Source organism: Streptomyces sp. NPDC046887 (assembly GCF_040644755.1).
GTDB classification, from domain to species: domain Bacteria; phylum Actinomycetota; class Actinomycetes; order Streptomycetales; family Streptomycetaceae; genus Streptomyces; species Streptomyces lichenis.
The window spans coordinates 456,479-481,605 of the sequence record NZ_JBEYXH010000001.1 but is presented as its reverse complement, the minus strand read 5'-3'; the positions used below and the strand labels follow the sequence as shown (position 1 = coordinate 481,605).

Genomic DNA, 25,127 nt, shown 5'->3' with positions numbered 1-25,127 from the left:
AAGCCCCACCCCTCCCGCCCGGAACGAGCTCTCACCCTCTCGGGTGAAAAAGGGCAACTGGGCTGGCCAAGCGGCAGGTTGCGTGTCCTAGGCTCACGGCAGCAGGCCGGGTCGACACATACGTCGGCCCCCGCCGGGACTGGCATCCCGTAGGCGAGGGCCTGACCACTAAAGGAAGCAGAGACCTTCCCTGTGGATACTCCACACCCTAGCGCGCCCCTGCCCTCCCGGTCAGTAACTGGCACCAACTCCCCGCGCGGAGTGGTGCACGAGAACTCCCGGCACACCACCCGGTTCACGGTGGTCGGCAACCACCTCGCCCAGCACGGCGAGTTGTCGCTGACCGCGATCGGACTGGCCGTGCACATCCAGTCGCTCCAGGCCGGCGCCCGCGTGGACATCAAGTCGCTGACCGCGCGGTTCCCCGAGGGGGCGCACCGGGTCGCCGGGGCGTTGCGCGAGCTGGAGGCGCACGGCTATCTGCGCCGGGAGCGCCTACGCACCCCGGCCGGCCGGGTGGTGACCCGCACGATCTCCTGCAACCAGCCGCGCGCCGTCCGTACCCCCGCACCTACCTCTGCCGAGCCCGACCGGCCGCCGCCCCCATCGCCGCCGCGCCGACGCCCGCCCGCGCCCCTGCGCGTACCGCATCCCGCGTTCCCCGCCGGGGCGCTGCTCGCCGCCGCCACCGAACTGCTGGCCGGGCTGTACCGGGCGGACGTGCGGTTGCTGCTCCCGGCGCGGGACGTACAGCGGCTGGCCCCGGGGGTGGCGGCCTGGCTGGAGCGGGAGGTCGCCCCCGAGGCCGTACGCCATGCCCTCACCGCCAACCTGCCACCCGAGGGCGTACGGCGGCCGGCCGCGCTTCTGGCCCACCGGCTGACGGCCCTGCTGCCACCGGAGCCACCACGCCCCGTACCCAAACCGAAACCCGACCCTCTCCACTTCTGCGAACCCTGCGACGTGGCCTTCCGCGCCCCACTGCCGAGCGATTGCCCGCACTGCGCGAAGGCCGTCCCTCACCCATCCAACGATCAGAAGGAGTCCGATGGTCAGCTCGCCCCATGAGGCGATGCACCGGATCTTCCAGGAGTATCCGGCACTCTTCACCAGCGTGGCGGAGGCACTGGGCGTGCCCTTCGGCACCCTCGTCGCGGTGACACCCTTACCGACCGACCTCACCGAGACCCGCCCCCTGGAACGGCGACTCGACACCCTCCTGCGCTTCGAAACCGAGGAAGAAGGCGAATTCCTCCTCGCGGTCGAAGCCCAAAGCAAACGCGACCCCGCCAAGCCCGCCAGCTGGGCCTACTACCTCAGCTACCTGTACAACAAGTACGGCCAGCACCCCGTCCTGCTCGTCGTCTGCCAGGACCGGGCAACCGCCGAGTGGGCCTCACAACCGGTCCACTTCGGACCACCCCAATGGGCCTCACTCATCCTGCGCCCCCTGGTCGCCGGGCCGCACAACATGCCGGTCATCACCCAGGAGACCGAGGCCCGCAAGGACCCGTTGCTGGCCACCCTCGCCGCGATCACCCACGCCGACAATCCGGACGTCGGTGCCATACTGAAAGCCGTCTCCAGCGCCCTGGGGACACTCCCGGAAAAGCTCTCCATCCCTCTGGCCGAACTCGTCTCCCAAGGCCTGGGCAAGCGCCCCGTCTCCGAACAGTGGAGGAACCTGATGGCCGTCGACACCTCCTTCTACACGTCATGGATCTCGGAAGAGATCCGCGAGGAAGGGCGCGAACAGGGCCGCGAAGAAGGCCACCACCGGGGCCTGGCACAGGCACTGCTCCTCGTCCTCGAAGGACGCGGCATCGCTGTCTCGGAGCAGCAGCGGGAGCGCATCACGGCCTGCGAGGACAGCGAGCAGCTCAACCAGTGGACGCGGCGGGCCATCACCGCCGAGTCCACCGCCGAAGTCCTTGGCCAGGACGCACCCGACGAAGAGCCCTCCTCCGAGGAAGACCGGCACTGACCGCATCCCGCCCGGGCCCTGGCGTCGTCGCACGCCAGGGCCCGGGCGTGCGCCCGGTCTCCGAACACGGGAGGAGCCTGATGGCTATGGACAAGTCCTTCTACACGTCATGGATCGTGGAGGAAATCCGCGAAGAGGGCCGCCAGCAGGGCCTCCGAGAAGGGTTCCAGGAGGCCCTGCTCCTCCTCGTCCTCGAAGGGCGCGGCATCGACGTCCCGGAAGAGGCTCGTGAGCGAATCACCACCTGCCGCGACCTCGGCCTCCTCAAGACATGGATCCAGCGAGCCATCACGGCAGACTCCGCCGACGACATCTTCACCGAGGAAGCAACCGACGGAGAGCCCTCCGCCCGGGAGGACCAGCACTGACCGGCGCTCGCCATCCCCCTCCCCCTCCCCCTCCCCCTCCCGGGGCCCGGGGAAAGTGACGGTGGGCTCCGCGTGTCAGGTCGCGGCGGGGAGGTGGCGGGCTGCGGTGAGCTTGGCCATCCTCTGGAGTCTCGCGAAGTAGGAGACGCAGTACTCCGACTTGATCAAGGTCACAACCTTGTCGAGGTCGGCGATGCGAGCCCAGAGGAGGGCTGTGCCACGGTCGTCCAGACCGCCGTTCAGCTCTCTCTGGACGAGGCCGGCGACGTCGGCGTCCAGGAGGATCAGCTCCACGCCCTCGACGTCAATGCCGCGGTAGCTGTCCGGGTACGGGGCGCGCTGGTGGTCCTTCCACAGCCGGGCGAGTCGGTCCTCGGGCTGCGCCCCGCTCATGTCGGCAGCGGCCACGTCTGCCGGAGATGCAGGGCGCAGGAGCAGGGAAACGGCGTCGAAGACGGCACGCACCATGGTGATGGCCCTGACCGGGCCCAGGGCGGCACTCGTCACCGTGCCCTGCGTGAGCTTGTCGCGGAGGCGTCGGCCGCGGTCGAGCTCGGCGGCGAGTTCGACCGGAATGAGCCCCGCCTCGGCGGCCCGCTCGATGAGGTCCTGGAGGGGGCCGCCGATGGCCAGGCGCTCGGCAAGGACGTGCTCCAGGGCGAACAGGGAATGTGTGACGGCCACGGTGGCGAACTCGTACCGGTAGTAGGAGTGCCGGATGAGCTCGCGGGACGTTTCCATCGCGCTCATGACGTACATCGACGCCTCGCCGGGCAGAACCAGGTCGGCCACCAAGGCGTCCATGCCCGCGTAGTCGAGAACGACGTCGCGGACACGCGGATCCGGTACTGGCGCGGCGAGCGGGCCGGGCGACGGCGGCGGCAGGGCGTTCACCAGCGCGATCTTGTCGTCCGAAGGCTCTCGGTGCCAACGGATTTGCGGGAGGGGGGAGGGGGCGGCGTGGGCCCGCTCATCCCCCGCACTGCGCCAGCATGGCCTTCTTGTCGGCCGAGGTGACCGGCAGCTCGTACTTCACGGCCACCTGGGCGAAGCGGACCGCGTAGGCGCAGCGGATCGGCTTGCTGGGCGGGAGCCAGGAGGCGGGGCCGGAGTCGCGCTTGGCGGAGTTGGTGGAGCCGTCGACCGGGAGCAGATTGAGGGTGTCGTTGGCGAGTTGCCGCCGTTTGGCCTCGGGCCAGCGGGCGGCGCCGAGCTGCCAGCCGTAGGAGAGCGGGACGACATGGTCTATCTGGACCTCGGCGGCGTCGGCCTTCTTCCAGGCGATGTCCTTACCGGTGTAGGGGTCGGCCAGGGTCAGGGACATGACCACGCAGTCGGACCCGGACCGGAATGTGACCTTCTGGCCGTCGCGCTTGAGCAGGTCGTTACGGGTGTCGCAGCCGTTGCGGGCCAGTGGCACGCCGTCGGCGGTGTCCAGCCAGGCGTGGCCGAACTTGTCGCGGTCGTAGCCGGTCTTGGGGCCCCGGCCCTTGACGGCGACCTTCTCGATGACCGCCCGGGCCTTCGCCTTCTCGGCCGCCGAGGTGAGGGCGGCAAGGCCGGGGCGGGTGCCGTCCGGGTTGTCCAGCGGGCTCACCGCCCGGCCGTCGCCGGGGACGCCCGGGGCGGCGGAGGGGTCGCCCGGGGCGTCGATCTCGGGCAGCGTCTCGCACCCGGAGAGCAGGGCCATGGCGGTGGTGGCGGCGAGCAGGGCCGCGGCGGGCAGGGCCCCGCGCCTCGGGCCACGTCGAACCGCGGCGGGCAGGGCCGGCCGCTCCGGGCCGCTGTGAACCGTCGTCATGAGCATGGGCATGCCCGCGATGCCGGGGCTTCATGTCCGACTCGGAGGGGATCGGTCGGCCTCCGGTGGGAGGAGAGGGGGGAGAAGTGCGTAGCACCGGAGTCGCATGGCGCTCGGGCCGTGGGATGACGACCGGGGACCATCCTGTTGCCTAGCCTCGCCGCTATGAATCGACTGCGTTTACTGCCTCGTGGGGCCACGGCCGCGCTGCTCGGTCTGTCCCTCGTCCTGGTCGGCTCGGGTGCCGCCCAGGCCGCCACTGCCCCGGTCAGTCCGGTCGGTCCGGGCGCCCCGGTCACCGCCGATGCGGCTCGGGTGCGGCTGCAACTCCCGGCGCCCACCGGGAGGTACGCGGTCGGGCGGGACACGCTGCACCTGGTCGACCGTAGTCGCCCCGACCCATGGGTTCCCCGGGCGGGGGCGCGGGAGTTGATGGTGTCGATGTACTACCCTGCCCGGCCCGGCGGCGGCCGGACGGCCCCCTATATGACCGGGGGCGAGGCCGGGGCCTTCCTCGAAGCCCGGGGGCTGAGCGACGCGGTGTCGGCCGCCACGCTCAGCGGCACCCGCACCCACGCCCGCCCTGGCGCCTCACCCGTGCGCGGCAGGCACCCGCTCGTGGTGCTGTCGCCCGGGTTCAGCGTCAACCGCTCCACGCTGACCCTGCTTGCCGAGGAACTGGCCGGTCAGGGGTATGTCGTCGCCGCCGTGGACCACGCCTACGAGTCCGTCGGCACGGCCTTCCCCGGCGGGCGTCTGCTCACCTGCGCGGCCTGCGAGCAGATCGAGCCCGGCGGGTACGGCGTGGTCCCACCGGGCCGGGCGCGGGACGTGTCCTTCCTGCTCGACCGGCTGCTCGCCGACCGGCACCCGGCCTGGCGCCACGCCCGCATGATCGACCGGGACCGGATCGGCATGGCCGGCCACTCCATCGGCGGCGCCTCCGCCATGTCCACCATGGCCCGTGACCAGCGCGTCCTGGCCGGGGCGAACCTCGACGGCTCGTTCATGGAGCCCGTACCGGCGAAGGGTCTGGGCGGCCGTCCGTTCCTGCTGCTCGGCACCGGCGATGACGACAGCACCTGGGCCCGCGACTGGCCCGTCCTCGACGGCTGGAAGCGCTGGATCAGCGTCACCGGCTCGGGCCACTTCACCTTCACCGACGTCCCGGTGCTGGCGGACCAGTTGGGGCTGCTGCCGCCGGACGAGCCGCTGTCGGGCACCCGCTCGCAGGAGATCACCCGCGCGTATGTCACGGCCTTCTTCGACCGGCATCTGAAGGGGCTGGACCGGAAGCTGCTGGACGGTCCGTCCGCCCAGCACCCGGAGGTGGTCTTCGAGCGCGAGGGCTGACCGGGCCCCTGCCTGCGGCCTACGGCCTACGGCCTGATGGGTCGCCCTCGGCGCGTGGCGAGAGCGGCGACCAGCAGGGCGGCGGCCGACAGGGCGGCCGCGACCGCGAAGACGGTACGGGTTCCGGCGGCCACGTCGGCGGGCGGCGCGGTGGCGAGGTCGCCGGTGCCCACCGCGTAGGCGAAGACTGCGCCCATCACCGACGTACCGGTGACCAGGCCGAGGTTGCGGGAGAGGCCCAGCACCCCGGAGACCGTGCCGCGCTGGTCGGAGGGGACGTCGGTCATCACGGCCGCGTTGTTGGCGGTCTGGAAGAGGGCGTACCCGGCGGTGGTGACGGCCAGCGGGGCGAGGTAGCCCGGGACGCCGAGGGCGGCGGGCAGTACGGCGAGGGCCGCGCAGCCGGTGACCATGACGGCCAGCCCCAGCAGGGTCATGGCGGGTGCGCCGAGGCGGTCCACCAGGCGGCCGGCGGGTATGCCGGTGAGGGCGGCGACCGCCGGTCCGGTGGACATGGCCAGCCCGGCCAGGGCGGCGGACAGCCCGAGGGCGCCCGAGAGGTGGAAGGGGCCGACGACCAGGGTGGTCATCATCACCGTGGACACCAGGGCGCTGGTGGTGAGCCCGGCGCCCAGCCCGGGGCGGCGCAGCAGCGCGGGCCGGACCAGCGGCGCGGCCGCCCGGGCCTCGATCCGTACGAAGAGCAGCGCGCCGAGCGCGGCGGCGGTGAGCAGGGTGATGTAGGGGCCTTTGCTGAGTGTCATGGCCAGGGCGTACGCGGTGAGGGTGGCGGCGAGCACGGCGGTGCCGGCGTGGTCGAAGCGGATGGCGGAGGCGGTGGGGCTGGTGAGTCGGGAGCGGTCGGCGGGGAGGTGGCGGCGGATGATCGCCCAGGTGGCGGCGGCCAGGGGCACGTTGAGCAGGAACACGGCCCGCCAGCCGAGGCCGGTGACGAGCAGGCCGCCGAGGGACGGCCCGAGGGCGGTGCCGACGGCGGAGACGGTGCCGAGCAGGCCCATCGCGCTGCCGGTGCGCTCCTTCGGTACGGTCCCGCCGACGAGGGCCAGGGTCAGCGCCATCATCACGGCGGCGCCCACGCCCTGCGCCACGCGGGCCGCGACCAGCGTCCACAGCCCGGGCGCCAGCCCGCACAGCACCGAGGCGCCGGTGAACACCGCGAGCCCGCCCAGCATCAGCCGGCGCCGCCCGACCAGGTCACCGAGCCGCCCGGCGGCGACCAGCAGCGAGGTGACGGCGAGCAGATAGCCGAGGACCACCCACTGGACCGCCGGGAAGGTGGCGCCGAAGACCTCCGCCAGGGTGGGCAGGGCGACGTTGGCGACGCTGGTTCCGAGCGAGGACAGCAGCATGGCTCCGGCCAGCCCCGCCAGCGCCCAGCGGACCGAGCCCGAGGGGGCGGGTGGCCCGGAGGCGGCTGCGGACCCGGTCGTGTCGGTGGACGACGAGATGGACATCGGTCTCCCTGCGGGCGGGGCGGTCCGTCCGTCCCCGCAGGCCAGAGGCCGCAGAACGGTCGAAGCCGGGGGTGGCGTCGGGAGCAGCGTGCGGCGTGGAATGTCGTTACGGCAAGGGAGCTTGCCAAGGCGGCAATCCCGGGGACTCCCCGAGGACTCCCCGGGGGCTTCGCTCCCCCGCACCCCGGGCAGGAGCACCGCACGGCCGGAGCGGGACCGGCCGCACCCTCGGCCCGGGAGGCGGACCATGACCTTGGAACATCCGGCGGAGCGCGGCGGCAGCAGACGCGGCCCCTTCGAGCACCTGGCCGAGAAGGCCTCCAACTTCACCAGCAGCCCCGCGTTCTTCGGAGTCTGCCTGCTCCTGGTGGGCATCGTCATCGGGGTGCATATCGCCAAGGCGCCGCTCACCTGGATGCTGCTCGCCGGTGAGTCGATGACGGCCGTCACCCTGCTGCTGCTGGCCCTGCTGAAGAACAGCGAACGCCGCGCCGAGCATGCCGTCCAGCAGAAACTGGACGCCATCGCGGCCGCCCTCCTGGAGGCCCAGCAGGGCGAGTCCGGCCCGGCCCGGGACAAGCTGCGCACGGCGATCGGGGTCGAGGAGGAGACGTAGGACGAACCTCCTCAGCGGCCGGGGAGGTCGGGTCCGGTCTGGTGGGGTGGGAGGGGAGGGGCGTACGGTGAGCGCTCGCCCGGGGGCCGCCGTCCGGCTCCGGGTGCCGTCGGGAGGTGGCGGGGGTCGGACGCGGGCGGCGGCTTTCCGATGGACGAGCGCCCTGGACGAGGTCCGCAGATGACCGGCATACACGCGCGGCACCCCGGCCGCACCGACCCGGCGGTGCCCGCCGACGGGCGATCCGACGCCGAACTCGGCGGCGAGGTGCGGCGGTCGGGGGACGAGGTGGCGCTCGCCGAGCTGTACCGCCGCCACCATCCGGCCGCCCTCGCCTACGCCCGTACCTTCGCCCGCGACCCGCACACCGCGGAGGATCTGGCCTCGGAGGCGTTCGCCCGGGTGCTGCGGGCGGTACGGTCCGGCGTGGGGCCCGAGGCCGCCTGGCGGCCGTATCTGCTGACGGTGGTGCGGCACACCGCCGGGGAGTGGGCCGCCACCGCCCGGCGGACCGAGCTGAGCGAGGACTTCGAGCAGTGGCTGGACGAGCGGGTCGCCGCCGATCCGGGCGCCGGGGGCGTGGAGTGCGCCGGTGGCGAGGAGCGGATGGTCGCGCTGGAGGACCGCAGCATGGTGGTCCGCGGCTTCCGCGCGCTGCCCGAGCGCTGGCAGGCAGCCTTGTGGCACAGCGTGGTGGAGGGCGAGTCGGCCGAGCGGATCGGGGTGCTGCTGGGGGTGAGCCCCAGCGGGGTCACCTCGCTCACCGCCCGGGCCCGCGAGGGGCTGCGCGAGGCGTACTTGCGCGCGCACGCCGAGAGCGGCAGCCGGAGCGAGGAGTGCCGGCGCCATGGACCGCTGCTGGCCGCCGCGGTGCGTCGCGGAGGACGGCGGTGGGACCGGCGGCTGCGCCGGCATCTGGACGGTTGTGGAGACTGCCGGCACGCGATGGTGGAACTGGCGGATCTGGACCGGCGGTTGGGTGCGGTGTTGCCGGTGGGGCTGTTGGTATGGGGTGGGCACGCTTATGTGAGTGGGCAGTTGGGGGCGGTCGCGGGGGCCGGCTCCATGGGTGGTGGGGCGGCTGGGGCCGGTTCCGGGGGTGGTGGGGCGGCTGGGGGTGCGTCCCTGGCGGGCGGGAAGCTTGTTGTGGTGGGGGCCGCGGTGGTCGCCACTTCGGCGCTGGTGGTCGGGGGGCTGCTGCTGCCGGATGGGGAGAGGGAAGGGGAGGGGAAGGGGGCTTCGGTGGTGGGGCCGGTGCGGAGTGACGTACCGGCGCCGCGGTCGTCGGAGGCCGCCACGCCGGAGGTGTCCGGGACGCCCAGCCCGCGGGCGACGAAGGCCGAGCCCTCGCCTCGGGTGAGTGCGACGCCGTCCGCCGCGCCGTCCTCGTCGCCGTCGCCGTCCGAGTGGCTGCCGAAGGCGGAGGACCGCACCCGGTTGCGGCTCGCCGCCACCGACCGGTGCATGGAGATCCCGGGCGGGAGCGCCGCCGAGGGTGCCCAGGTCCGGGAGGCGGCCTGCGACGGGAGTCGGCGGCAGGTGTGGGAGTTGCTGCGGCCGGGGGATGACGGGCGGGTGCAGATCCGCAACGGCGGAACGGGCGGGTGCCTGGCCAACCAGGGGACGGAGGTGGATGACGCCCCGGTCGTGCAGAGCGGCTGCGATCCGTCCGACTCCCGCCAGTTGTGGACGATGTACGCGCCGGCGGGTACGGGCGAGGCGCGGTTCATCCAGGAGGGTGACCGGATGTATCTGGGGTTGAACGACTGGTGGAACGCCGCCGAGGGGAAGGCGCACACTACGGATATCGGTACGAATCGCCACTACTACGGGTCTTCTTCGTTCGGATTCCGTTATGACGGGGCGTTGTTCGACGGCTGAGGACGGTCGCGCCCGGCGGATTCGGCTGATTCCCGCGGCTTCGGTAAAGGGTTGGCAAAGGGGCGGGACGGGGGCGGGTGGGGGGACTCCCCACCCCCGTAACGCCCCACTGATCCACCGATCCCGAAGGACCCCCCATGCACAAGCGCGCCCGTACGGGTCTCGCCGCCGCGGCGGCCACCACCGCCGTGCTCGCCGCCGGCGCCGTGGCCGCACCCGCCGCCCAGGCCGCAGAGGACGGCCCGGCCCCGGTCAGGAACCGGGTGCTGGTGGTCATAGCGGAGTTCAAGGACGCCCAGCACGTCGACGCGGAGGCGCTTCGGCAGGACGCCGCGAAGGAGTACTTCGACGGGCCGCAGTCGATCGCCGGCTACTACACCAAGGTGTCGCAGGGCGCCTTCACCTATGTCCCGGCCGCGGAGGAGAAGGTCGTCGGGCCGTACACGCTGGATCTGCCGCAGAAGCCGTGCGACGCCGGGGCGGTCAACAAGGCCGCCCGGGAGGCCGCGGCGGCGGCCGGGTACGTCGAGAAGGAGGACTACGACTCCATCTCCGTCCTCCAGCCCGGCGAGGGCAGTGAGTGCGGCTGGCTCGGGCTCGGCTCCATGCCCGGCCCGAACACCTGGCTCCAGGTCGGCAAGGGCAAGATCGGCAAGACGGCCATGGTCCACGAGTTCGGCCACAACCAGGGCTTCAACCACCACAAGCGCGATGAGTGCCCGGGCGGCGACCTCAGCCGCTGCACCACCGCGGAGGGGCACAGCGGCCGGACCCCGATGGGCGGGGGCGGCACCGGCGTCGGCTTCGTCGCCCCGGAGCTGATCAGCAAGGGCTGGCTGCCCGGTGGCCAGGCCGTCACCGTGGAGAAGTCCGCCACCTTCACGCTCAAGCCGCTGTACGGCGGTGCGGCGGGCGGGGTCCGGGCGCTGGACATCCCGCTGGGCGACGGCGGCAAGGACCGGCTGGTGGTGGAGTACCGCCACGAGGACGCCGGCTACGCCGATGACGAGGACGGCAACCTGGACGCCGACGTGGAGGGGGTGCACGCCTATCTGGTGCCGGAGGGCGACTACAACAACTCCCGGCTGCTCGACCCGACGCCCGGGGAGGGCAAGGGCGACGCGGAGGCGATCACCTCGCTGACGGACGCGGCGAACAAGGTGGGGGTGAAGGTGGTGAAGTCCGGCGGCGGCTCCGCCACGGTGTCGGTGAGCCTCGGCGGGGTGCCCGCGTCCGCGACGGACGGGCCGTCCGACAAGCCGCAGGGCACCGACACGCCCGCCCCGCAGCCGGTGAAGGAGGCCGGCGGGCCCGCCACGGAGCACGGTGAGGAGTCCGACGCGGCCGCCGCGCCCGGAGGCTCCTCCGGCTCCCCCTCCCCCGCCCCGGCCGACCACACGGAGATGGGCGGCAGCGGGAAGAAGGACCTGGCGGCTACGGGAGGCAGCTCGGCGACTCCGGTGATCGCGGGCGTCGGCGCCCTGCTGGCCGCGGTGGGCGCGCTGTGCCTGTTCGCCATGCGCCGCCGCGGGGGGCGCCGGCGCGCCTGAGACCCCCCGGGTACCGCCCGACCCCCACGCCCCGGTGCCCGGGCAGGGCCACGGGGCCGGGGACTCTCGGAAGGGAGCCCCCGGCCCCGTACGGCCGTAGGTGGGGAGCGGTGGGGGTGTCAGAAGGTGGTCAGGGGCCCGAAGGCGCCTCGTACGCAGTCGTTGGAGAAGGAGCGCGCCTCGTCAACGCGCCGGCCCTGCCAGACCCCTTGCAGGGTGACGGTGACGGGGCGCAGGTCGAGGGTGCAGGAGGTGCCGGTGTCGTGGAGCCGGGAGAGCCGGCCGTCCGCCTCCTGGAGCGCGTCGCAGGCGGCGGCAGGCCGCGGATGGGTGCCGCCGGGGGCGTAGGCGCAGGACAGGGTGACGGCTCGGTCCGGCGCGGAGGCCTTGGCGGAGGGGCCGTCGTTGAGCGTCAGCACCAGCGCGGAGGGCGCGTAGAGCGAGCGGGCGGCCGGGGCCTGTGCCGGGGCGGCGGGCGCGTGGAGCGAGCGGGCGGTGGCCGGGGCCTGCTCCGGGGCGGCGGCCCCTGCCGCGGCGGCGGTGATGGCGACGAGGGTCAGCGCGCCGGCGACGGCGGTGATACGGGACTTCACGGGACTCGTTCCTCCTGGCGGACCGAACACGGGGGAGCCCGCCGCCGTCCATGTCGGGCAGGGCGGCAGGCATCGCCGAGTGTCCTCGCGTAGCGGGCCGCGCGTCCGCCGAATGCGGCCCAGACAACCCTGATTGGCGTAAGTCATCCAGTCGGGTTGTCGCACTAAGGCGGCGCAATGGAGCTGTGCCCCCGGCAGTTGACCGGCTCTGTGCCGTGCACTGCGCCGCTGACGGCCGTGGGCGCTAGAGCGGCCGCCGACCCGCCCGGCTGTCCAACTCCAGCGGCACTTACACAGCCCAGCATGCCTTTCAGAGGTCAGCCCTTCACCTCCAAATCACCACCGTCGCCGCTATCTGCAACACCCCGGTCAGACGAGGCCGTTGCCGATCTGGCCAGCGGCACCACCGCCGCCCCCGGCGAGACCGCCGCCACCACCGCCGGCACCCTCGCAGCTGATGCCGCTGTTGCCGGCGGTGGCCGTGGTGATGTTGGTGGGCAGGAGGAGGGTGGGGCCGGTGAGGACGCCGCTGCCGGTGGTGGTGGTGTTGGTGGCCTGGTTCGCCCCGTGGACGACGGCGGTGTTGCCGATCTGGCTGTTGCCGATCCCGATGACGTCGGCCTGCGCCGCCTGCACCGGGCCGAGGACGACTCCGGCCGCCCCGGCCGCGGCGGCAACCACCACGGCCCGCTTGCGCACACCCGCCCGCGGAAGACTCCACATACCCATGGACATGCCTCTTTCGCTGTCATGTGCGGCTGCCGACAAGGCGCCGCCCGGCCCGCTCTCGGACCCGGAGCCGGCCATCGGCTAACGCCTCCCCTCGCGAGCCGGACACGGGGCACGGGGGTGAAGCACCGGTTCGGGAGGGCAGTGGTCCTTCCGCTTCTATGGGGTTCTGTGGGGCCTGGGAAACCCCTGGCGGGTTGCTGGCTGGGTGGTGACTGGGCTGGTGGCTGTTCGTTGGTCGGGGCAGGGCGGGGGCTGTTGCTCTCGCCTGGGCTTCCCGGGCATGGCCGGGGGGCGTTGCCGGGTGCCGAAGGGATGTGGGGTTGTGGTGGTGCGGGCGGAGCAGGCGAGGGTGTTGGGGGCGGGTAGGGGTGCGGTGGGGCAGTGGCTGGCGATGACCGGCCAGGCGCTGCCAGGGTTGCGGGCGTGGGCGCGGGCGGAGCCGGATGGGGCGTTGGCGGTGGCGTTGTGGGCGTACGCGGATGCCGAGACGCTGGGGCACCAGCAGGTCCGTGCCCATGTGCAGGCGGCGCACGCAGCGGCTGTACGGGATGGGGATGGGCACGCGGCGTCGTTGATCCATGCGCTGTGGCTGGCGGCGCACAACCAGCACCGGGCCACGGCCAACCACCTGGTGGTGCACCTGGCCCAGCATCCCGCCGATGTGCTGGCCGGTCCGCTGATGTCGGCGTTCTCGCTGTGCGGGGACCTGGCCTACCGCGACCACGGCCGGCAGCTGACCTTGGCCCAGTACGAGGCGGCGGGCGAGGAGTCCTGGCCGTGGGCGTCCTGGGCGGCGGCCGCGCTGGCCGAGCGGGGCGAGGTGGAGCGGGCCTGGCACCTGGCCGAGCACGCGCTGCGCCTCCAACCGCGTTCCGGTACGGCCGTGCACGCCCGCGCGCACGCCGAGCACGAGCAGGGCACCGGCCCCGGCTACACCAGCTTCATCGACGGCTGGCTCGACGCCGACCCGCACGCCGGCCAGCGGCGGCATCTGCAGTGGCATGCCGCGTTGCAGGACCTGGCGGGCGGGAACCTGGAGGCGGCCCGACGGCGGGCGGATGCCGAGTTGCACCGGGGGGATGTGGGCATGCGGGCGGCGACCAACTGGCGCCTGCTGCTGGCCGGGCAGGCCCCGGCCCGTACCAGCGACCTGGACCACGTCCACCAGCTGATCGCGGAGGAAGGGGGCTGGGCGGAGGTCTTCCACACCTTCCAACTCGCCCTCGCCCTGGCCGTGGCCGCCGACACCGACGGCCTCCAGGCCATGGCCGACCGCGCCGGGACGGATCCGCGCCCGGACTACCACCAGGTCCTCCACCCCGTCGTCCAGGCCCTCGCCCATATGACCGACGGCCGGCCCGGCAAGGCTGTGGACCTGCTGACCCCCCTGGGCCGGGAAGCCGAACGCATCGGCGGGGTGCGGGTGGAACGCGAGATCATCCAGGACACCCTGGCCCGCGCCCTCATCGACACCGGCCAACTGGAGCAGGCAGCCCACCTCCTCCACCACCGCGTCACCCACCGCCACCACCACACCTACGAAGACCTTCTCCTCACCCCCCACCCCACCGTTCCCAGCCCCGCTCCCGCTCCGGCCGATGCCACGGCGACGCGGTCCTGAGTGCCCCGGCGCCAACCCGCGGACGGGAGTTGGCGGACGACGCCCCCCGATCGGGTACTTCGGCCCCACGCCTCGTGTCCCGCTGGTGAGGGGAGGCGTTAGCCGATGGCCGGCCCCCAGGTCCGAAGTGCGGGCCGGGCGGCGCCCTACCGGCCGCCGCCATGACGGAGAAAGAGGCATGTCTATGGCTATGTGGAGTCTTCCGCGGGCGGGTGTCCGCAAGCGGGCCGTGGTGGTTGCCGCCGCGGCCGGGGCGGCCGGAGTCGTCCTCGGCCCGGTGCAGGCGGCGCAGGCCGACGTCATCGGGATCGGCAACAGCCAGATCGGCAACACCGCCGTCGTCCACGGGGCGAACCAGGCCACCAACACCACCACCACCGGCAGCGGCGTCCTCACCGGCCCTGCCCTCCTCCTGCCCACCAACGTGACCAACGCCGCGGCCGGCAACAGCGGCATCAGCTGTAGCGTCGTCCCAAGCCCTTCCAACACCGATGGCCTCTCGGGAGCCAACGACAACCAGGGTGCTGTTGGAGACGTCGCCAACCAGGGAAGTGAAGTGGCGTCTGACCGGGCGCTGAAGACGGCGGTGACGGCGGTGGTCTGGGAGCGGTGAAGGGCTGGCGTCAGCGGAGTGCACTGGCCCGTGTATGGGTGCCCGCCGGGGTCAGGCGGCTGCGCGAGCGGGGCGGGTCGGCAGCCGGTCTGGCGTCCACGGCCGTCAGTGGCGCCGTGCACGGCACCGAGCCGGTCAACGGCTACCGGGTGCTGGAGCAGGTGGTGAACCTGCCCATCAGCACCTGGCGCTACCACTGGGACCCGCCCCATGTACGACACCTGGGTCCCATGGCACAGGACTGGTGGCAGGCGTTCGAAGTCGGCGAAGGTGACCGGACGATCTGCTGCACCGACGCCAACGGGGTCGCTCTCGTCGCCATCCAGGCACTGCACCGGGAACTGACCCAACTGAGGGAGGAAGTCGCGGTGCTGCGGGCCCAGGCGGCTCAGGATGAACGTGGTGTGCCCGGGGCCTGACCGGCACCGGGCCGACGCCGACGGTGTGGGCGGTGGCTGTGCGGCCACCGCCCACACCCGCTCCTGGGAGCTGCTGTCTTGGGTCGATACGCGCGTCCCGCCCGCAGGGAGCGGTGAAGGGCTGACGTTCGAAGGGTGTACTGGCCCATGCCGGTGGCCGATGCGGTGGTGGGTGGGCAGCGGATGCGGTTTGACGAGCCGGCGAGGGCCGGGCTGCCGGCTCATGTCACCGTGCTGTATCCGTTTCTGCCGGTGGAGCGGATCGGGGCGGGGACGCTGGACGCGCTGCGGGCACTGGTGTCAAGGCATGAGGGTTTTGAGGTCGTGTTCGGGGGGTTCGGCCGGTTTCCGGATGCGCTGTGGTTGGCGCCGGAGCCTGCTGAGCCGCTGCGGGCGCTCACTGAGGCGATCAGCGGGCGGTGGCCGGAGGCGCCGCCGTATGAGGGGCGGTTCGCCGAGGTGGTGCCGCATCTGACGGTGGCGTCCGGGCAGTCGTCGGAGGTGTATGCGGCGGTGGAGGGCGAGTTGGGGGCGGGGCTGCCGTTCGCGGCGCGGGTGGAGGAGTTGCAGCTGATGGTGTCGGACGGCACCCGGTGGCATGAGCGGGCGGTGTTCCGGCTGGGGTGAGGGCGGGAGGGAGGGCCGGGGCGCGTGGCCCCGGCCCCGTATCCGTACCGTCAGGAACCGAGGATCGAGGTGAGAAACTCCCCCGTCCAGGCGAGGAGTTCGCGGCCGACGACGGGCTTGCCGCCGATCTTGCCGGAGGTGGGGCGGGGGACCAGGATCTGCTTGGTGGGGGCCTTGATGACGGTACGGGGGTAGAGGCGCTTGAGGCGCAGCTCCTGGGATTCGCGGAGTTCGACGGGGCCGAAGCGGATGTTGGGGCCCTGGAGGACGATCTCGCCGACGCCGCAGGCGCGGGCCAGCATGCGGAGGCCGGCGACCAGGAGGAGGTTTTCGACGGGTTCGGGCAGCTTGCCGTAGCGGTCGGTCAGCTCCTCGCGTACCGCCTTGATGTCCGCCTCGGTGGTGGCGGAGGCGATGGAGCGGTAGGCCTGGAGGCGCAGCCGCTCGCCGGGGGCGTAGTCGTGCGGGACGTGCGCGTCGACGGGGAGTTCGATCTTGACTTCGAGGGGGGCTTCTTCTTCGACGCCGCCGTCCAGGGAGGCGCGGTAGTCGGCTACGGCTTCGCCGACCATGCGGACGTAGAGGTCGAAGCCGACGCCCGCGATATGGCCGGACTGCTCGCCGCCGAGGAGGTTGCCCGCGCCGCGGATCTCCAGGTCCTTCATCGCCACGTACATACCGGCGCCCATCTCGGTGTGCTGGGCGATGGTGGCCAGCCGCTCGTGGGCGGTCTCGGTGAGCGGCTTCTCCGGCGGGTAGAGGAAGTAGGCGTAGCCGCGCTCCCGGCCCCGGCCGACCCGGCCGCGCAGCTGGTGCAGCTGGGAGAGGCCGAAGTTGTCGCCGCGCTCCACGATCAGGGTGTTGGCGTTGGAGATGTCGATGCCGGACTCCACGATCGTGGTGGAGACCAGGACGTCGTAGCGCTTCTCCCAGAAGTCGACGACGACCTGTTCCAGGGCCTGTTCGGACATCTGGCCGTGGGCGGTGGCGATCCGCGCCTCGGGGACGATCTCGCGGAGGCGGGCGGCGGCCCGGTCGATGGACTCGACGCGGTTGTGGATGTAGAACACCTGGCCCTCGCGGAGCAGTTCGCGGCGCAGCGCGGCGCCGATCTGCTTCTCCTCGTAGGGGCCGACGAAGGTCAGGACCGGGTGCCGCTCCTCGGGCGGGGTGGTGATGGTGGACATCTCGCGGATGCCGGTGACCGCCATCTCCAGGGTCCGGGGGATGGGGGTGGCGGACATGGTGAGCACGTCCACATTGGCCCGCAGCTTCTTCAGCTGCTCCTTGTGCTCGACACCGAAGCGCTGCTCCTCGTCCACGATGACCAGGCCCAGGTCCTTGAACTTGGTCTCGGAGGAGAAGAGGCGGTGGGTGCCGATGACGAGGTCGACGGAGCCGTCCCGCAGCCCTTCGAGGGTGGCCTTCGCCTCGGTGTCGGTCTGGAAGCGGGAGAGCGCCCGGACGTTGACCGGGAACTGCGAGTACCGCTCGGAGAAGGTGCCGAAGTGCTGCTGGACGAGGAGGGTGGTGGGGACGAGGACGGCGACCTGCTTGCCGTCTTGCACCGCCTTGAACGCGGCCCGTACGGCGATCTCGGTCTTGCCGTAGCCGACGTCGCCGCAGATCAGCCGGTCCATCGGGACCGTCTTCTCCATGTCCTCCTTCACCTCGGCGATGGTGGACAGCTGGTCGGGGGTCTCCGCGTACGGGAAGGCGTCCTCCAGCTCCCGCTGCCAGGGGGTGTCCGGGGCGAAGGCGTGGCCGGGGGCCGCCATCCGGGCGCTGTAGAGCTTGATCAGGTCGGCGGCGATCTCCTTGACCGCCTTCTTGGCCCGGGCCTTGGTCTTGGTCCAGTCCGCGCCGCCCAGCCGGTGCAGGGTCGGTGCCTCGCCGCCTACGTACTTGGTGACCTGCTCCAGCTGGTCGGTGGGGATGTACAGCCGGTCGCCGGGCTGGCCGCGTTTGGCCGGGGCGTACTCGACCAGCAGATACTCGCGGGTGGCGCCCTGCACGGTGCGCTGCACCATCTCGATGTAGCGGCCCACGCCGTGCTGCTCGTGGACGATGTAGTCGCCGGCTTCGAGGGTGAGCGGGTCGATGGTCTTTCGGCGGCGGGCCGGCATCCGGCCGCCGTCCTTGCCGGCCGCCTTCTGGCCGGAGAGGTCGGTCTCGGTGAGGACGGCGAGCTTCAGGGCGGGGTCGACGAAGCCGTGGTCGATGGAGCCGCAGGAGACATGGACGAGGGAGGGGGAGATGGCGGCCAGGTCGCGGTCCAGGCGGGCGGGGATGCCCTCGCCGCCCAGGACCTCGACGGTACGGGAGGCGGGGCCGTGCGCCTCGGTGACGAAGACCGTCCGCCAGCCGTCGGCCAGCCAGCCCTTGGTGTCGGCGAGCGCCCGGGCGGTGTCGCCCCGGTAGGTCTCCGGGGCGCGCATCCCGAGGGTGACGGTGTCCTCGTCCAGCTCGGCGTCGGCGGCGAAGGGTGACACCGACCACCACATCATGCCCAGCTCACGGGCCCGGTCCCGGACGTCGGCGATACCGCGGAGGGAGGCCGCGCCCACGTCGATGGGGGCCTCTCCCCCGCCGGCGGTGGCCGCCCAGGAGGCGGCCAGGAACTCCTGGCTGGTGGCCACCAGGTCGGCCGCCCGGGTGCGTACCCGCTCCGGGTCGCAGACCACCGCCATGGAGCCGGCCGGCAGCACGTCGAGCAGCAGCTCCATCTCGTCCACCAGCACCGGGGCCAGGGACTCCATGCCCTCCACCGCGATGCCCTCGGCGATCTTGTTCAGCAGCTCGCCCAGCTCCGGGTGCGCCTCGGCGAGCGCGGCGGCCCGGCCCCGTACCTCGTCGGTGAGCAGCAGCTCACGGCAGGGCGGCGCCCACAGCCCGTGCTCGGCCACCTCCAGGGACCGCTGGTCGGCCACCTTGAAGTACCGGATCTCCTCGACGTCGTCACCCCAGAACTCCACCCGCAGGGGGTGCTCCTCGGTGGGCGGGAAGACGTCCAGGATGCCGCCGCGTACGGCGAACTCGCCGCGCTTCTCGACCAGCTCGACCCGGGCGTAGGCGGCCGCGGCCAGCCCCTGGACGATCTGCTCCAGGTCGGCCTGCTGCCCGGTGCGCAGGGCCACCGGCTCCAGCTCGCCCAGCCCCTTGACCTGCGGCTGGAGCACGGAGCGGATGGGGGCGACGACCACCGAGACCGGGCCGGTGGCCGGGTCGTCGGCGGACGGGTGGGCCAGGCGCCGCAGTACGGCGAGGCGGCGGCCCACGGTGTCCGAGCGCGGGGAGAGCCGCTCGTGCGGCAGCGTCTCCCAGGACGGGAACTCGGCGACCCCGTCCGGATCGAGCAGTGTGCGCAGGGCCGCCGCCAGGTCCTCCGCCTCGCGCCCGGTCGCGGTGACCGCCAGCACCGGGCGGCCGGCGTCCCGGGCCAGCGCGGCGATCGCGAACGGCCGGGCGGCCGGCGGTCCGACCAGGTCCACCTGGGGCCGGCGGCCGTCGGCGGCGGCCTTGACCGCGTCGGCGAGGGCGGTGTCCTTGACGACGGCGTCGAGCAGACCGTGCAAGCTCATGGAGGCGTCCATCCGGGGAGATACGGGGTGATATACGGGGCGGGAAACACGAAGGGCGGATATGGGGGCGGTACCGGGGGGAAGTACGAGGGCGGATGTGGGGGCGATACGGGGGGCGGGGGCAACGCGGAAGGCCCGACACGTCACACGGGCCGGGGGTTCCCAGCGTACGACGTGCCTGTGACAGCCGCGTCCGAAATCGGACGCCCGCCGGGAGGCCCCGGGCCCGGGCACGCCTGTGGCGCGGCGGCCGAAACCGGGCGCCCGTCGGGAGGCCCCGGGCCTCGGGGCTGGGCGCGGGGGCCGACCCCGGTGGTCGTCCGGATGAACGTGTTCCCGGACACTTGTGCCGTAATAGGTCAACCGTGCGAGGCCCGGGGGGCGTATACGGCTTCGGCGCCATAGGACCGGGGCGCACAGCAGCAGCAAGCGAAGGAGCCGACCACCCATGCGCGGAGACACCGTCGCCGCCCCCGCGGCGCGCGGGGCCGGAACCGGGGAGCCGGAGGCGCCGGTACCGATACCCGGGGCGGTGACGGCGGCGACGGCGGATCCCGGGGCGGTGAGGGCGGATCCCGGGGCCCGGCGGGTCGGGGTGGACTGGGTGGAGCGCGCTCCCTGGCTGCTGGCGCTGCTGCTCTTCGCCGCGTACACCGCCCTCTCCGTACTGCGCTACCACCGGATGGAGACCCGCTCCTGGGACCTGGGGATCTTCGAGCAGGCGATCCGCGGCTACGCCTGGCTGGGGGCGCCGGTCGCCGATCTGAAGGGGCCGGGTGTCAATGTCCTCGGTGACCATTTCAGTCCGGTCACCGCGCTGATCGCGCCCGTCTATCGCGTCTTCCCGACTCCGGTGACGCTGCTGGTGGTGCAGGCGGCGCTGTTCGCGCTGGCCGCGGTCCCGGTGACCCGGGCGGCCGGGCGGCTGCTGGGGCGGGGCAAGGGGCTGGCGGTGGGGGTGGCCTTCGGGCTCTCCTGGGGCATGCAGCGGGCGGTGGACTTCGACTTCCACGAGATCTGCTTCGCCGTCCCGCTCATCGCCTTCTCGCTGGAGGCGCTGCTCGCCCGGCGCTGGCGGGCCGCCCTGCTGTGGGCGTTGCCGCTGGTGCTGGTGAAGGAGGACCTCGGGGTCACGCTCAGCGCGATCGCGCTGGTCACCGCCTGGCGGGCCCGGCGGGACTCGCGCCGGGCGGTGTGGTGGGCGCTGGGGGTGGCCGCGTTCGGGGCACTCGCCGCGCTGCTGACCTTCACCGTGCTGATCCCGGCCTTCAACACCGCGGGCGGCTACGACTACTGGACCAAGGTGGACGGCGGGCCCACCCCGCTCGCGGGCGCAGAGACCAAGGTGCGCACCCTGCTGTGGCTGCTGCTGCCGACGACCGGGCTGCTGGCGCTGCGCTCCCCGCTGCTGCTGGTCGCCGCCCCCACGGTCGGCTGGCGCTTCCTCTCCGGTGACGACCACTACTGGTCCACGGACTGGCACTACAGCGCCGTACTGATGCCGGTGCTGCTGCTGGCGCTCGCCGACGCGGCGGACATCACGCGCCGCAGCCCGCGGCCCTGGCTGCGGCGGTACGCCGACGGGCTGCCGGCCTGCGCGGCGGCGGCCGCCCTGGCGCTGACCCCGTCGCTGCCGCTGGGCGCCCTCACCGAGTCCGCGGCCTGGCGCAAGCCGGAGAAGGCGGCGGCGGCCGAACGGATCCTGGACCGCATCCCGGACGGGGCGACCGTGGAGGCCAATGTGGGCCCGATCAGCAGACTGGCCGGGCGCTGCCGGGTGCTGTGGGTGGGCGACTCGCGCGGGGTCACCCCCGACTACATCGCCCTGAACAACGGCTCCGGCTGGGTGCGCGACCCCTATGCGTACGCCCGCCGGCTGCATCCCAAGGCCCGTTACTACCTCCATGGCGAGGGCGGCGACTATCTGGTGCTGAAGCGGAGCGGGTGAGGTTTCCCCGGTTTCGTCGGTTCGTCGGTTCCTTGGCGGTTACCGGCCCGGATGGCCGCCGTCGGCCAGGGCGCCCGCCAACTCCGTACGGCGGCGGATGCCCAGCTTGCGGTAGGTGCTGGTCAGATGGGTCTCCACGGTGCGGCGGGCCAGGTGCAGCAACCTGGCGATCTCGGTGTTGGTGCGGCCGTCCGCCGCCAGCCGGGCGATCCGCCGCTCGCTGCCGGTCAGCGAACCGGAACCGGTACGGGCCGCCGCCGGGGCACGGGCGCCGCCCTCGCGCAGCGCCTGGCCGGTCTGGTCGAGCAGCCACCGGGACCCCGTGCGCTCGGCCAGCTCGGCCGCCTCGCGAAGACAACCCCGGGCCCGGCCGCGCTCCCCGGCGGTGATCAGCTGGCGGCCTTGGGCGAGCAGGGCCCAGGCCAGCTCCGGGGCGGCGGCGTCGGGCGCCGCCCGCAGGGTGCGGACGGCCTGCTCGGCCAGGGCGAGACCGCGGCGCCCGCCGGTGGCGGTGCCCAGGACGCGCAGGGCGCGGCCCACCGTACGCGGGGTGTCCCACACCCGGGCGAGCCGTAGCTCCTCGTCGACCAGGGCGAGCGCCTCCCGGCCGCCGCCCAGGGCCAGCCGGCACTCCGCGGCGGCCGTGCGCCAAGGGGTGACCACCGGGCTGACCACCTCGCGGGCGGACTGGCGCCGGCCGCACTCCAGGAAGTCGTGGAGCGCGCCCGCCGGGTCCCCGATGGCGGTCCGCAGCACCCCGCGGGCGTAGAGGAAGCGGTTCAGGTGCCAGCCCTCGGGGGCTTCCCGCAGGTCGAAGCGGTCGGCGAACCGCCGCGCCTCGTCGAGTCGGCCGGTGTGTACGAGCGCCACCAGCGCGTGGGCGTCCCGGTTGGACGGGCGAGCAGTGAAGTCGGGGGCGGGGGCGCCGGTGAGGTGGGCGAGCAGGGTGGTGTGGTCGCCGCGGGCGGCGGCGATGTCGGCGCGGGTGTCCAGCAGGGCGAGGTGCATCGGATGGAGGAGGGAGGGGTGCTGCCCGGCCAGTCCGCTCTCCACCAGCCGGTCGGCCTCGTCCAGTTCGTCCGCCCACTGGGCCACCGCCGCGGCCGTGCCCAGCAGGAACGGCTCGGCCAGCGGGTCGGCGGGCTGGGCGAGCAGCTCCCGCATCCGGCGCATGGCCTCCCGGGCGGAGAGCAGCCCGGCGGTGGCCGCGTGCCGGATGAGCAGGGCCTGGCCCGCGGTGCCGAGCGCCTCCGGGGAGTGCGTCCCGGTCTCGCGCAGCCGGCGGTAGACCGCCTCCCGGGCCGCCGGGTCGGAGTCGGACAGTAAAGCGGTGGCGGTCCGCACGGTGCGGGCCAGCTCAGGATGCCCGGCCATCCGGCCCTCGGCGCGGCCCAGTACCTCCAGGGCGGTGCGGATCTCGCCGCGGGCGGCCAGGGCGGTGCCCAGCGCCACGGCGGAGCGCACCCGGTTGCGGGGCGGGGCCGGCAGGTGCTGCGCCTCGGCCAGCCGGGCGATGGCCGCCGGGGCGTCGGCGGAGGCGTACTCCAGGGAGCCGAGCTCGGTCAGCAGGCGCTGCCGCAGGCCGTCGGCCAGCGGTTCGTCCAGTGCCCGGCGGAGGTAGCCGGCGGCGGCGTCGGGCCGGTCGCCGTGCACGGCGACCGTCACCGCGTCCCGCAGCACCCGCAGTGCCCAGGGCAGCCCGACGGCCGGTGCCCGCAGCAGCTGGCGGGCGACCGCCTCGACCCGGTCGCCCCGGTGCAGCATCACCTCCGCCGCCGCCCGGTGCGCCGCCTCCCGGCGCGGGCGGGGCCAGCCGGTGAGCACGGCGTCGCGCAGCAGCGGGTGGGTGTAGCGGGGGCGGCCGTCGGTGTCGGGGCGCAGCACCCCGAGCCGGACCATGGCGGCGAGCCAGCCGGCGGTACGGGCCGGGTCGGTGCCGACCGCCGTGGCGATCAGCTCCACCGGGTCACCGGTCGGGCCGGGCGGCCACGCCTCCTCCAGCGCGGCCAGGCAGCGGGCCGCGTCGGCGGTGGCCGGACCGGCGTTCTCCAGCCACCAGGACACGGCCGCCGGGTAGGAGCCCGGGTACAGCGCGGCGCAGGTCTCGGGCAGCTCGGGGACGCCGCCCGCGGCCAGGGTGCCGCCGAGGTCGTCCAGGAGGGCGCGCAGCAGCGCGGGGCTGCCCGCGGCGGCCCGTACGCACCAGGCCGTCCATCGCTCGCCGGCGGCCGGGAAGGCGGCCCGGACCAGCCCGGCCGCCGCCTGGTCGCCGAGCGGGGCGAGGGTGCGGGTGCGCACCAGGGACGGGGGTAGCGGCTGGGCCAGTCCGGCGGGGCCCGGCTCGACGTCGTACTGGCTGCGCTCGGTGGCCAGCAGCAGTGCGGGTAACCCCTCCACCCGCCGGGCCGCCTCGGCCAGCCAGCGGCGGGAGGCCCCGTCGGCGAGGTGGACGTCGTCCACCGCCAGCAGCAGCGGTGCCTCAGCCGCGTACGAGCGCAGCAGCCGCCACAGCCGGGCGGCGCTGGCCCGGTCGTCGCCGTCGGGCGCCAGATCCGCGAACTCCGGTACGGCACTGAGCAGATGGAGCACGGTGGCGAAGGGCACCGAGGCGTCCTCGGGCGAGCAGCGGGCCCGCAGCACCCGCAGGCCCCGGTCGGCGGCGTGGCGCGCGGCGGCCTCCAGCACGGCGGTGCGGCCGGTGCCGGTGGCGCCGCGGATCAGGACGAGGCCGCCGCTGCCGGCCCGGGCGCGCGCGGCCTCGGCCGCGACCAGGGCCAGGGCCTCGTCGCGCTCCCGGAGCTTCACGGTCGCGGTCACAGTCACCGGTGTCTCCCTCCCCATGGCCCGGTAGGTGCTCCCCCGTGGTGCTCCCCTCTGGGAGATGGGCGTTCGGCCGTGTTGGTGAAGTGACATGACCCACGTTCAGTTGTGGGCGGCTCACCGGCGCGCCGGTTTCCCTTGGCGGGTGCGGCCCGGGTCCACACCCGCCCCTGACCGTCTCCGGGGTGCCTTTTCGGCCCCGTTCGCCCCTGCCCGGCCTGCGGCGATCTGTGCCCGGTGGGTCCTTCACGGCGGGCCTCGCGCCGGACTCGTGGTGTGTCTCGTGGTCCTCCACGATTGCGCTTCCGTGGCGGCCCGAGAACTGTGGGAAGCGTTCCACCGCCGCCGGACCGAGCCGGACGGCGGGCTCCTGAACAGGGGGAAACGTTTGCTCGCCGCACCCCGGACCACCGTCCCGCCCGCCGGCACGCTCCGTTCGGCCCCTGGCTCCGGTTCCGGGCCGGGCACCGGCGCGCTCCGTTCGGCTCCCGGCTCCGGTGGCGCCCCGCGCGTCCCGGTGGCCGTGACCGCCTCGGACCCGCTCAGCCGCGAGGGCGCGGTCAGCCAGTTGCGCCGCCATCCGGAGATCGACCTGCGCGAGGAGCCCGGCCCGGGCACGGTGGCGCTGCTCGTGGAGGACTCCCTCGACGACGCGGCGCTCGCCCGGCTGCGCCGGATCGCGCGCGGCGAGGGCGCGCGGGCCGTGCTGGTGGTCGGCTCCATCCGGGAGAACGAGCTGCTGGACATCGTGGAGTGCGGCGTCGGCGCCATCGTGTGGCGGCACGAGGCCACCGCGCACCGGCTGGTGCAGGCGGTACTGGCCGCCTCCCGGGGAGACGGGGACCTGCCGGCCGACCTGCTGGGGCGGCTCATCAGCCAGGTGGGCACCCTGCACCGGGGCGCCGCGGGCCGCACCGGCTCCGCCTCGCCCGGGCTGGTGCCCCGCGAGGTGGACGTGCTGCGGCTGGTGGCCGAGGGCTTCGACACCGGGGAGATCGCCGGGCGGCTCTCGTACTCCGAACGGACCGTCAAGAACGTGCTGCACGGGCTGACCACCCGGCTCCATCTGCGCAACCGCGCCCACGCCGTGGCCCACGCGCTGCGGGAGGGTTACATCTGACCGTGCGGGCGGCGGGTGGCCGAAG

General features: G+C 73.7%; 20 protein-coding genes. 13 read left to right on the top strand and 7 right to left on the bottom strand.

Annotated elements, in window-relative coordinates:
* The first annotated feature begins 219 nt into the window (after positions 1-219).
* From ABZ945_RS02130 to ABZ945_RS02120, 3 genes are all read left to right on the top strand, one after another.
* Positions 220-1,068, top strand: a complete 849-nt coding sequence (locus ABZ945_RS02130; protein ID WP_361262921.1) for a helix-turn-helix domain-containing protein — start codon at positions 220-222, stop codon at positions 1,066-1,068.
* Entirely contained in the window at positions 1,049-1,984 is a 936-nt protein-coding gene (locus ABZ945_RS02125) for a hypothetical protein (RefSeq protein ID WP_361262412.1), read from the top strand. Before ABZ945_RS02130 ends, ABZ945_RS02125 begins: the two co-directional genes overlap by 20 nt.
* A gap of 86 nt (positions 1,985-2,070) precedes the next feature.
* Complete coding sequence (locus ABZ945_RS02120) at positions 2,071-2,352, top strand: hypothetical protein (RefSeq protein WP_361262410.1); 282 nt, start codon at positions 2,071-2,073, stop codon at positions 2,350-2,352.
* Positions 2,353-2,427: 75 nt separating this feature from the next.
* On the opposite strand, the gene ABZ945_RS02115 is transcribed toward ABZ945_RS02120, so the two are convergent.
* Together ABZ945_RS02115 and ABZ945_RS02110 are read right to left on the bottom strand one after the other, a co-directional pair.
* Complete coding sequence (locus tag ABZ945_RS02115) at positions 2,428-3,246, bottom strand: hypothetical protein (protein ID WP_361262407.1); 819 nt, start codon at positions 3,244-3,246, stop codon at positions 2,428-2,430.
* A gap of 76 nt (positions 3,247-3,322) precedes the next feature.
* On the bottom strand, positions 3,323-4,042 hold the full coding sequence (locus tag ABZ945_RS02110) for an HNH endonuclease family protein (RefSeq protein WP_361262918.1): 720 nt from the start codon (positions 4,040-4,042) through the stop codon (positions 3,323-3,325).
* A gap of 276 nt (positions 4,043-4,318) precedes the next feature.
* Here ABZ945_RS02110 and ABZ945_RS02105 point away from each other — a divergent pair, with 276 nt between their 5' ends.
* Positions 4,319-5,506 (top strand): alpha/beta hydrolase, encoded by a 1,188-nt coding sequence (locus ABZ945_RS02105; protein ID WP_361262404.1) that lies wholly within the window; start codon positions 4,319-4,321, stop codon positions 5,504-5,506.
* 26 nt (positions 5,507-5,532) lie between these two features.
* On the opposite strand, the gene ABZ945_RS02100 is transcribed toward ABZ945_RS02105, so the two are convergent.
* The gene (locus ABZ945_RS02100) at positions 5,533-6,981 is read right to left on the bottom strand and encodes an MFS transporter (protein ID WP_361262402.1); all 1,449 of its coding nucleotides are present in this window, start codon (positions 6,979-6,981) and stop codon (positions 5,533-5,535) included.
* 247 nt (positions 6,982-7,228) lie between these two features.
* Between ABZ945_RS02100 and ABZ945_RS02095 the strand changes: the two genes are divergently transcribed.
* The 3 genes from ABZ945_RS02095 to ABZ945_RS02085 all read left to right on the top strand — a co-directional run bounded on the left by ABZ945_RS02095 (position 7,229) and on the right by ABZ945_RS02085 (position 11,028).
* Complete coding sequence (locus ABZ945_RS02095) at positions 7,229-7,597, top strand: low affinity iron permease family protein (protein ID WP_361262399.1); 369 nt, start codon at positions 7,229-7,231, stop codon at positions 7,595-7,597.
* A 180-nt stretch (positions 7,598-7,777) separates the two neighbouring features.
* Positions 7,778-9,478 carry a sigma-70 family RNA polymerase sigma factor gene (locus tag ABZ945_RS02090; protein ID WP_361262397.1) on the top strand — a complete coding sequence of 567 codons (1,701 nt, stop codon included), beginning with the start codon at positions 7,778-7,780 and terminating at the stop codon, positions 9,476-9,478.
* 137 nt (positions 9,479-9,615) lie between these two features.
* Positions 9,616-11,028 (top strand): LAETG motif-containing sortase-dependent surface protein, encoded by a 1,413-nt coding sequence (locus ABZ945_RS02085; protein WP_361262394.1) that lies wholly within the window; start codon positions 9,616-9,618, stop codon positions 11,026-11,028.
* Positions 11,029-11,147: 119 nt separating this feature from the next.
* Here ABZ945_RS02085 and ABZ945_RS02080 read toward each other — a convergent pair whose 3' ends face one another.
* Together ABZ945_RS02080 and ABZ945_RS02075 are read right to left on the bottom strand one after the other, a co-directional pair.
* Positions 11,148-11,621, bottom strand: a complete 474-nt coding sequence (locus tag ABZ945_RS02080) for a subtilase-type protease inhibitor (protein WP_361262391.1) — start codon at positions 11,619-11,621, stop codon at positions 11,148-11,150.
* A gap of 369 nt (positions 11,622-11,990) precedes the next feature.
* A complete protein-coding gene (locus ABZ945_RS02075) occupies positions 11,991-12,350 on the bottom strand; it encodes a hypothetical protein (protein WP_361262388.1) in 360 nt (119 codons plus the stop codon).
* Positions 12,351-12,726: 376 nt separating this feature from the next.
* Between ABZ945_RS02075 and ABZ945_RS02070 the strand changes: the two genes are divergently transcribed.
* The 4 genes from ABZ945_RS02070 (at position 12,727) to ABZ945_RS02055 (ending at position 15,633) form a co-directional block, all read left to right on the top strand.
* Entirely contained in the window at positions 12,727-13,974 is a 1,248-nt protein-coding gene (locus ABZ945_RS02070) for a hypothetical protein (protein WP_361262385.1), read from the top strand.
* Positions 13,975-14,152: 178 nt separating this feature from the next.
* Complete coding sequence (locus ABZ945_RS02065) at positions 14,153-14,587, top strand: hypothetical protein (protein ID WP_361262382.1); 435 nt, start codon at positions 14,153-14,155, stop codon at positions 14,585-14,587.
* 116 nt (positions 14,588-14,703) lie between these two features.
* Entirely contained in the window at positions 14,704-15,006 is a 303-nt protein-coding gene (locus tag ABZ945_RS02060) for a tail fiber domain-containing protein (RefSeq protein ID WP_361262380.1), read from the top strand.
* A 147-nt stretch (positions 15,007-15,153) separates the two neighbouring features.
* Positions 15,154-15,633 carry a 2'-5' RNA ligase family protein gene (locus ABZ945_RS02055; protein ID WP_361262377.1) on the top strand — a complete coding sequence of 160 codons (480 nt, stop codon included), beginning with the start codon at positions 15,154-15,156 and terminating at the stop codon, positions 15,631-15,633.
* A 50-nt stretch (positions 15,634-15,683) separates the two neighbouring features.
* On the opposite strand, the gene mfd is transcribed toward ABZ945_RS02055, so the two are convergent.
* The gene (gene mfd / locus ABZ945_RS02050) at positions 15,684-19,214 is read right to left on the bottom strand and encodes a transcription-repair coupling factor (protein WP_361262374.1); all 3,531 of its coding nucleotides are present in this window, start codon (positions 19,212-19,214) and stop codon (positions 15,684-15,686) included.
* Between the two features lie 448 nt (positions 19,215-19,662).
* Here mfd and ABZ945_RS02045 point away from each other — a divergent pair, with 448 nt between their 5' ends.
* The gene (locus ABZ945_RS02045; RefSeq protein WP_361262371.1) at positions 19,663-21,162 is read left to right on the top strand and encodes a DUF2079 domain-containing protein; all 1,500 of its coding nucleotides are present in this window, start codon (positions 19,663-19,665) and stop codon (positions 21,160-21,162) included.
* Between the two features lie 39 nt (positions 21,163-21,201).
* Here ABZ945_RS02045 and ABZ945_RS02040 read toward each other — a convergent pair whose 3' ends face one another.
* The gene (locus tag ABZ945_RS02040; protein ID WP_361262368.1) at positions 21,202-23,985 is read right to left on the bottom strand and encodes an AAA family ATPase; all 2,784 of its coding nucleotides are present in this window, start codon (positions 23,983-23,985) and stop codon (positions 21,202-21,204) included.
* Positions 23,986-24,499: 514 nt separating this feature from the next.
* Between ABZ945_RS02040 and ABZ945_RS02035 the strand changes: the two genes are divergently transcribed.
* Positions 24,500-25,102: a LuxR C-terminal-related transcriptional regulator gene (locus ABZ945_RS02035; RefSeq protein ID WP_361262915.1), complete on the top strand. Its 603-nt coding sequence runs from the start codon at positions 24,500-24,502 to the stop codon at positions 25,100-25,102.
* The last annotated feature ends 25 nt before the right edge of the window (positions 25,103-25,127 follow it).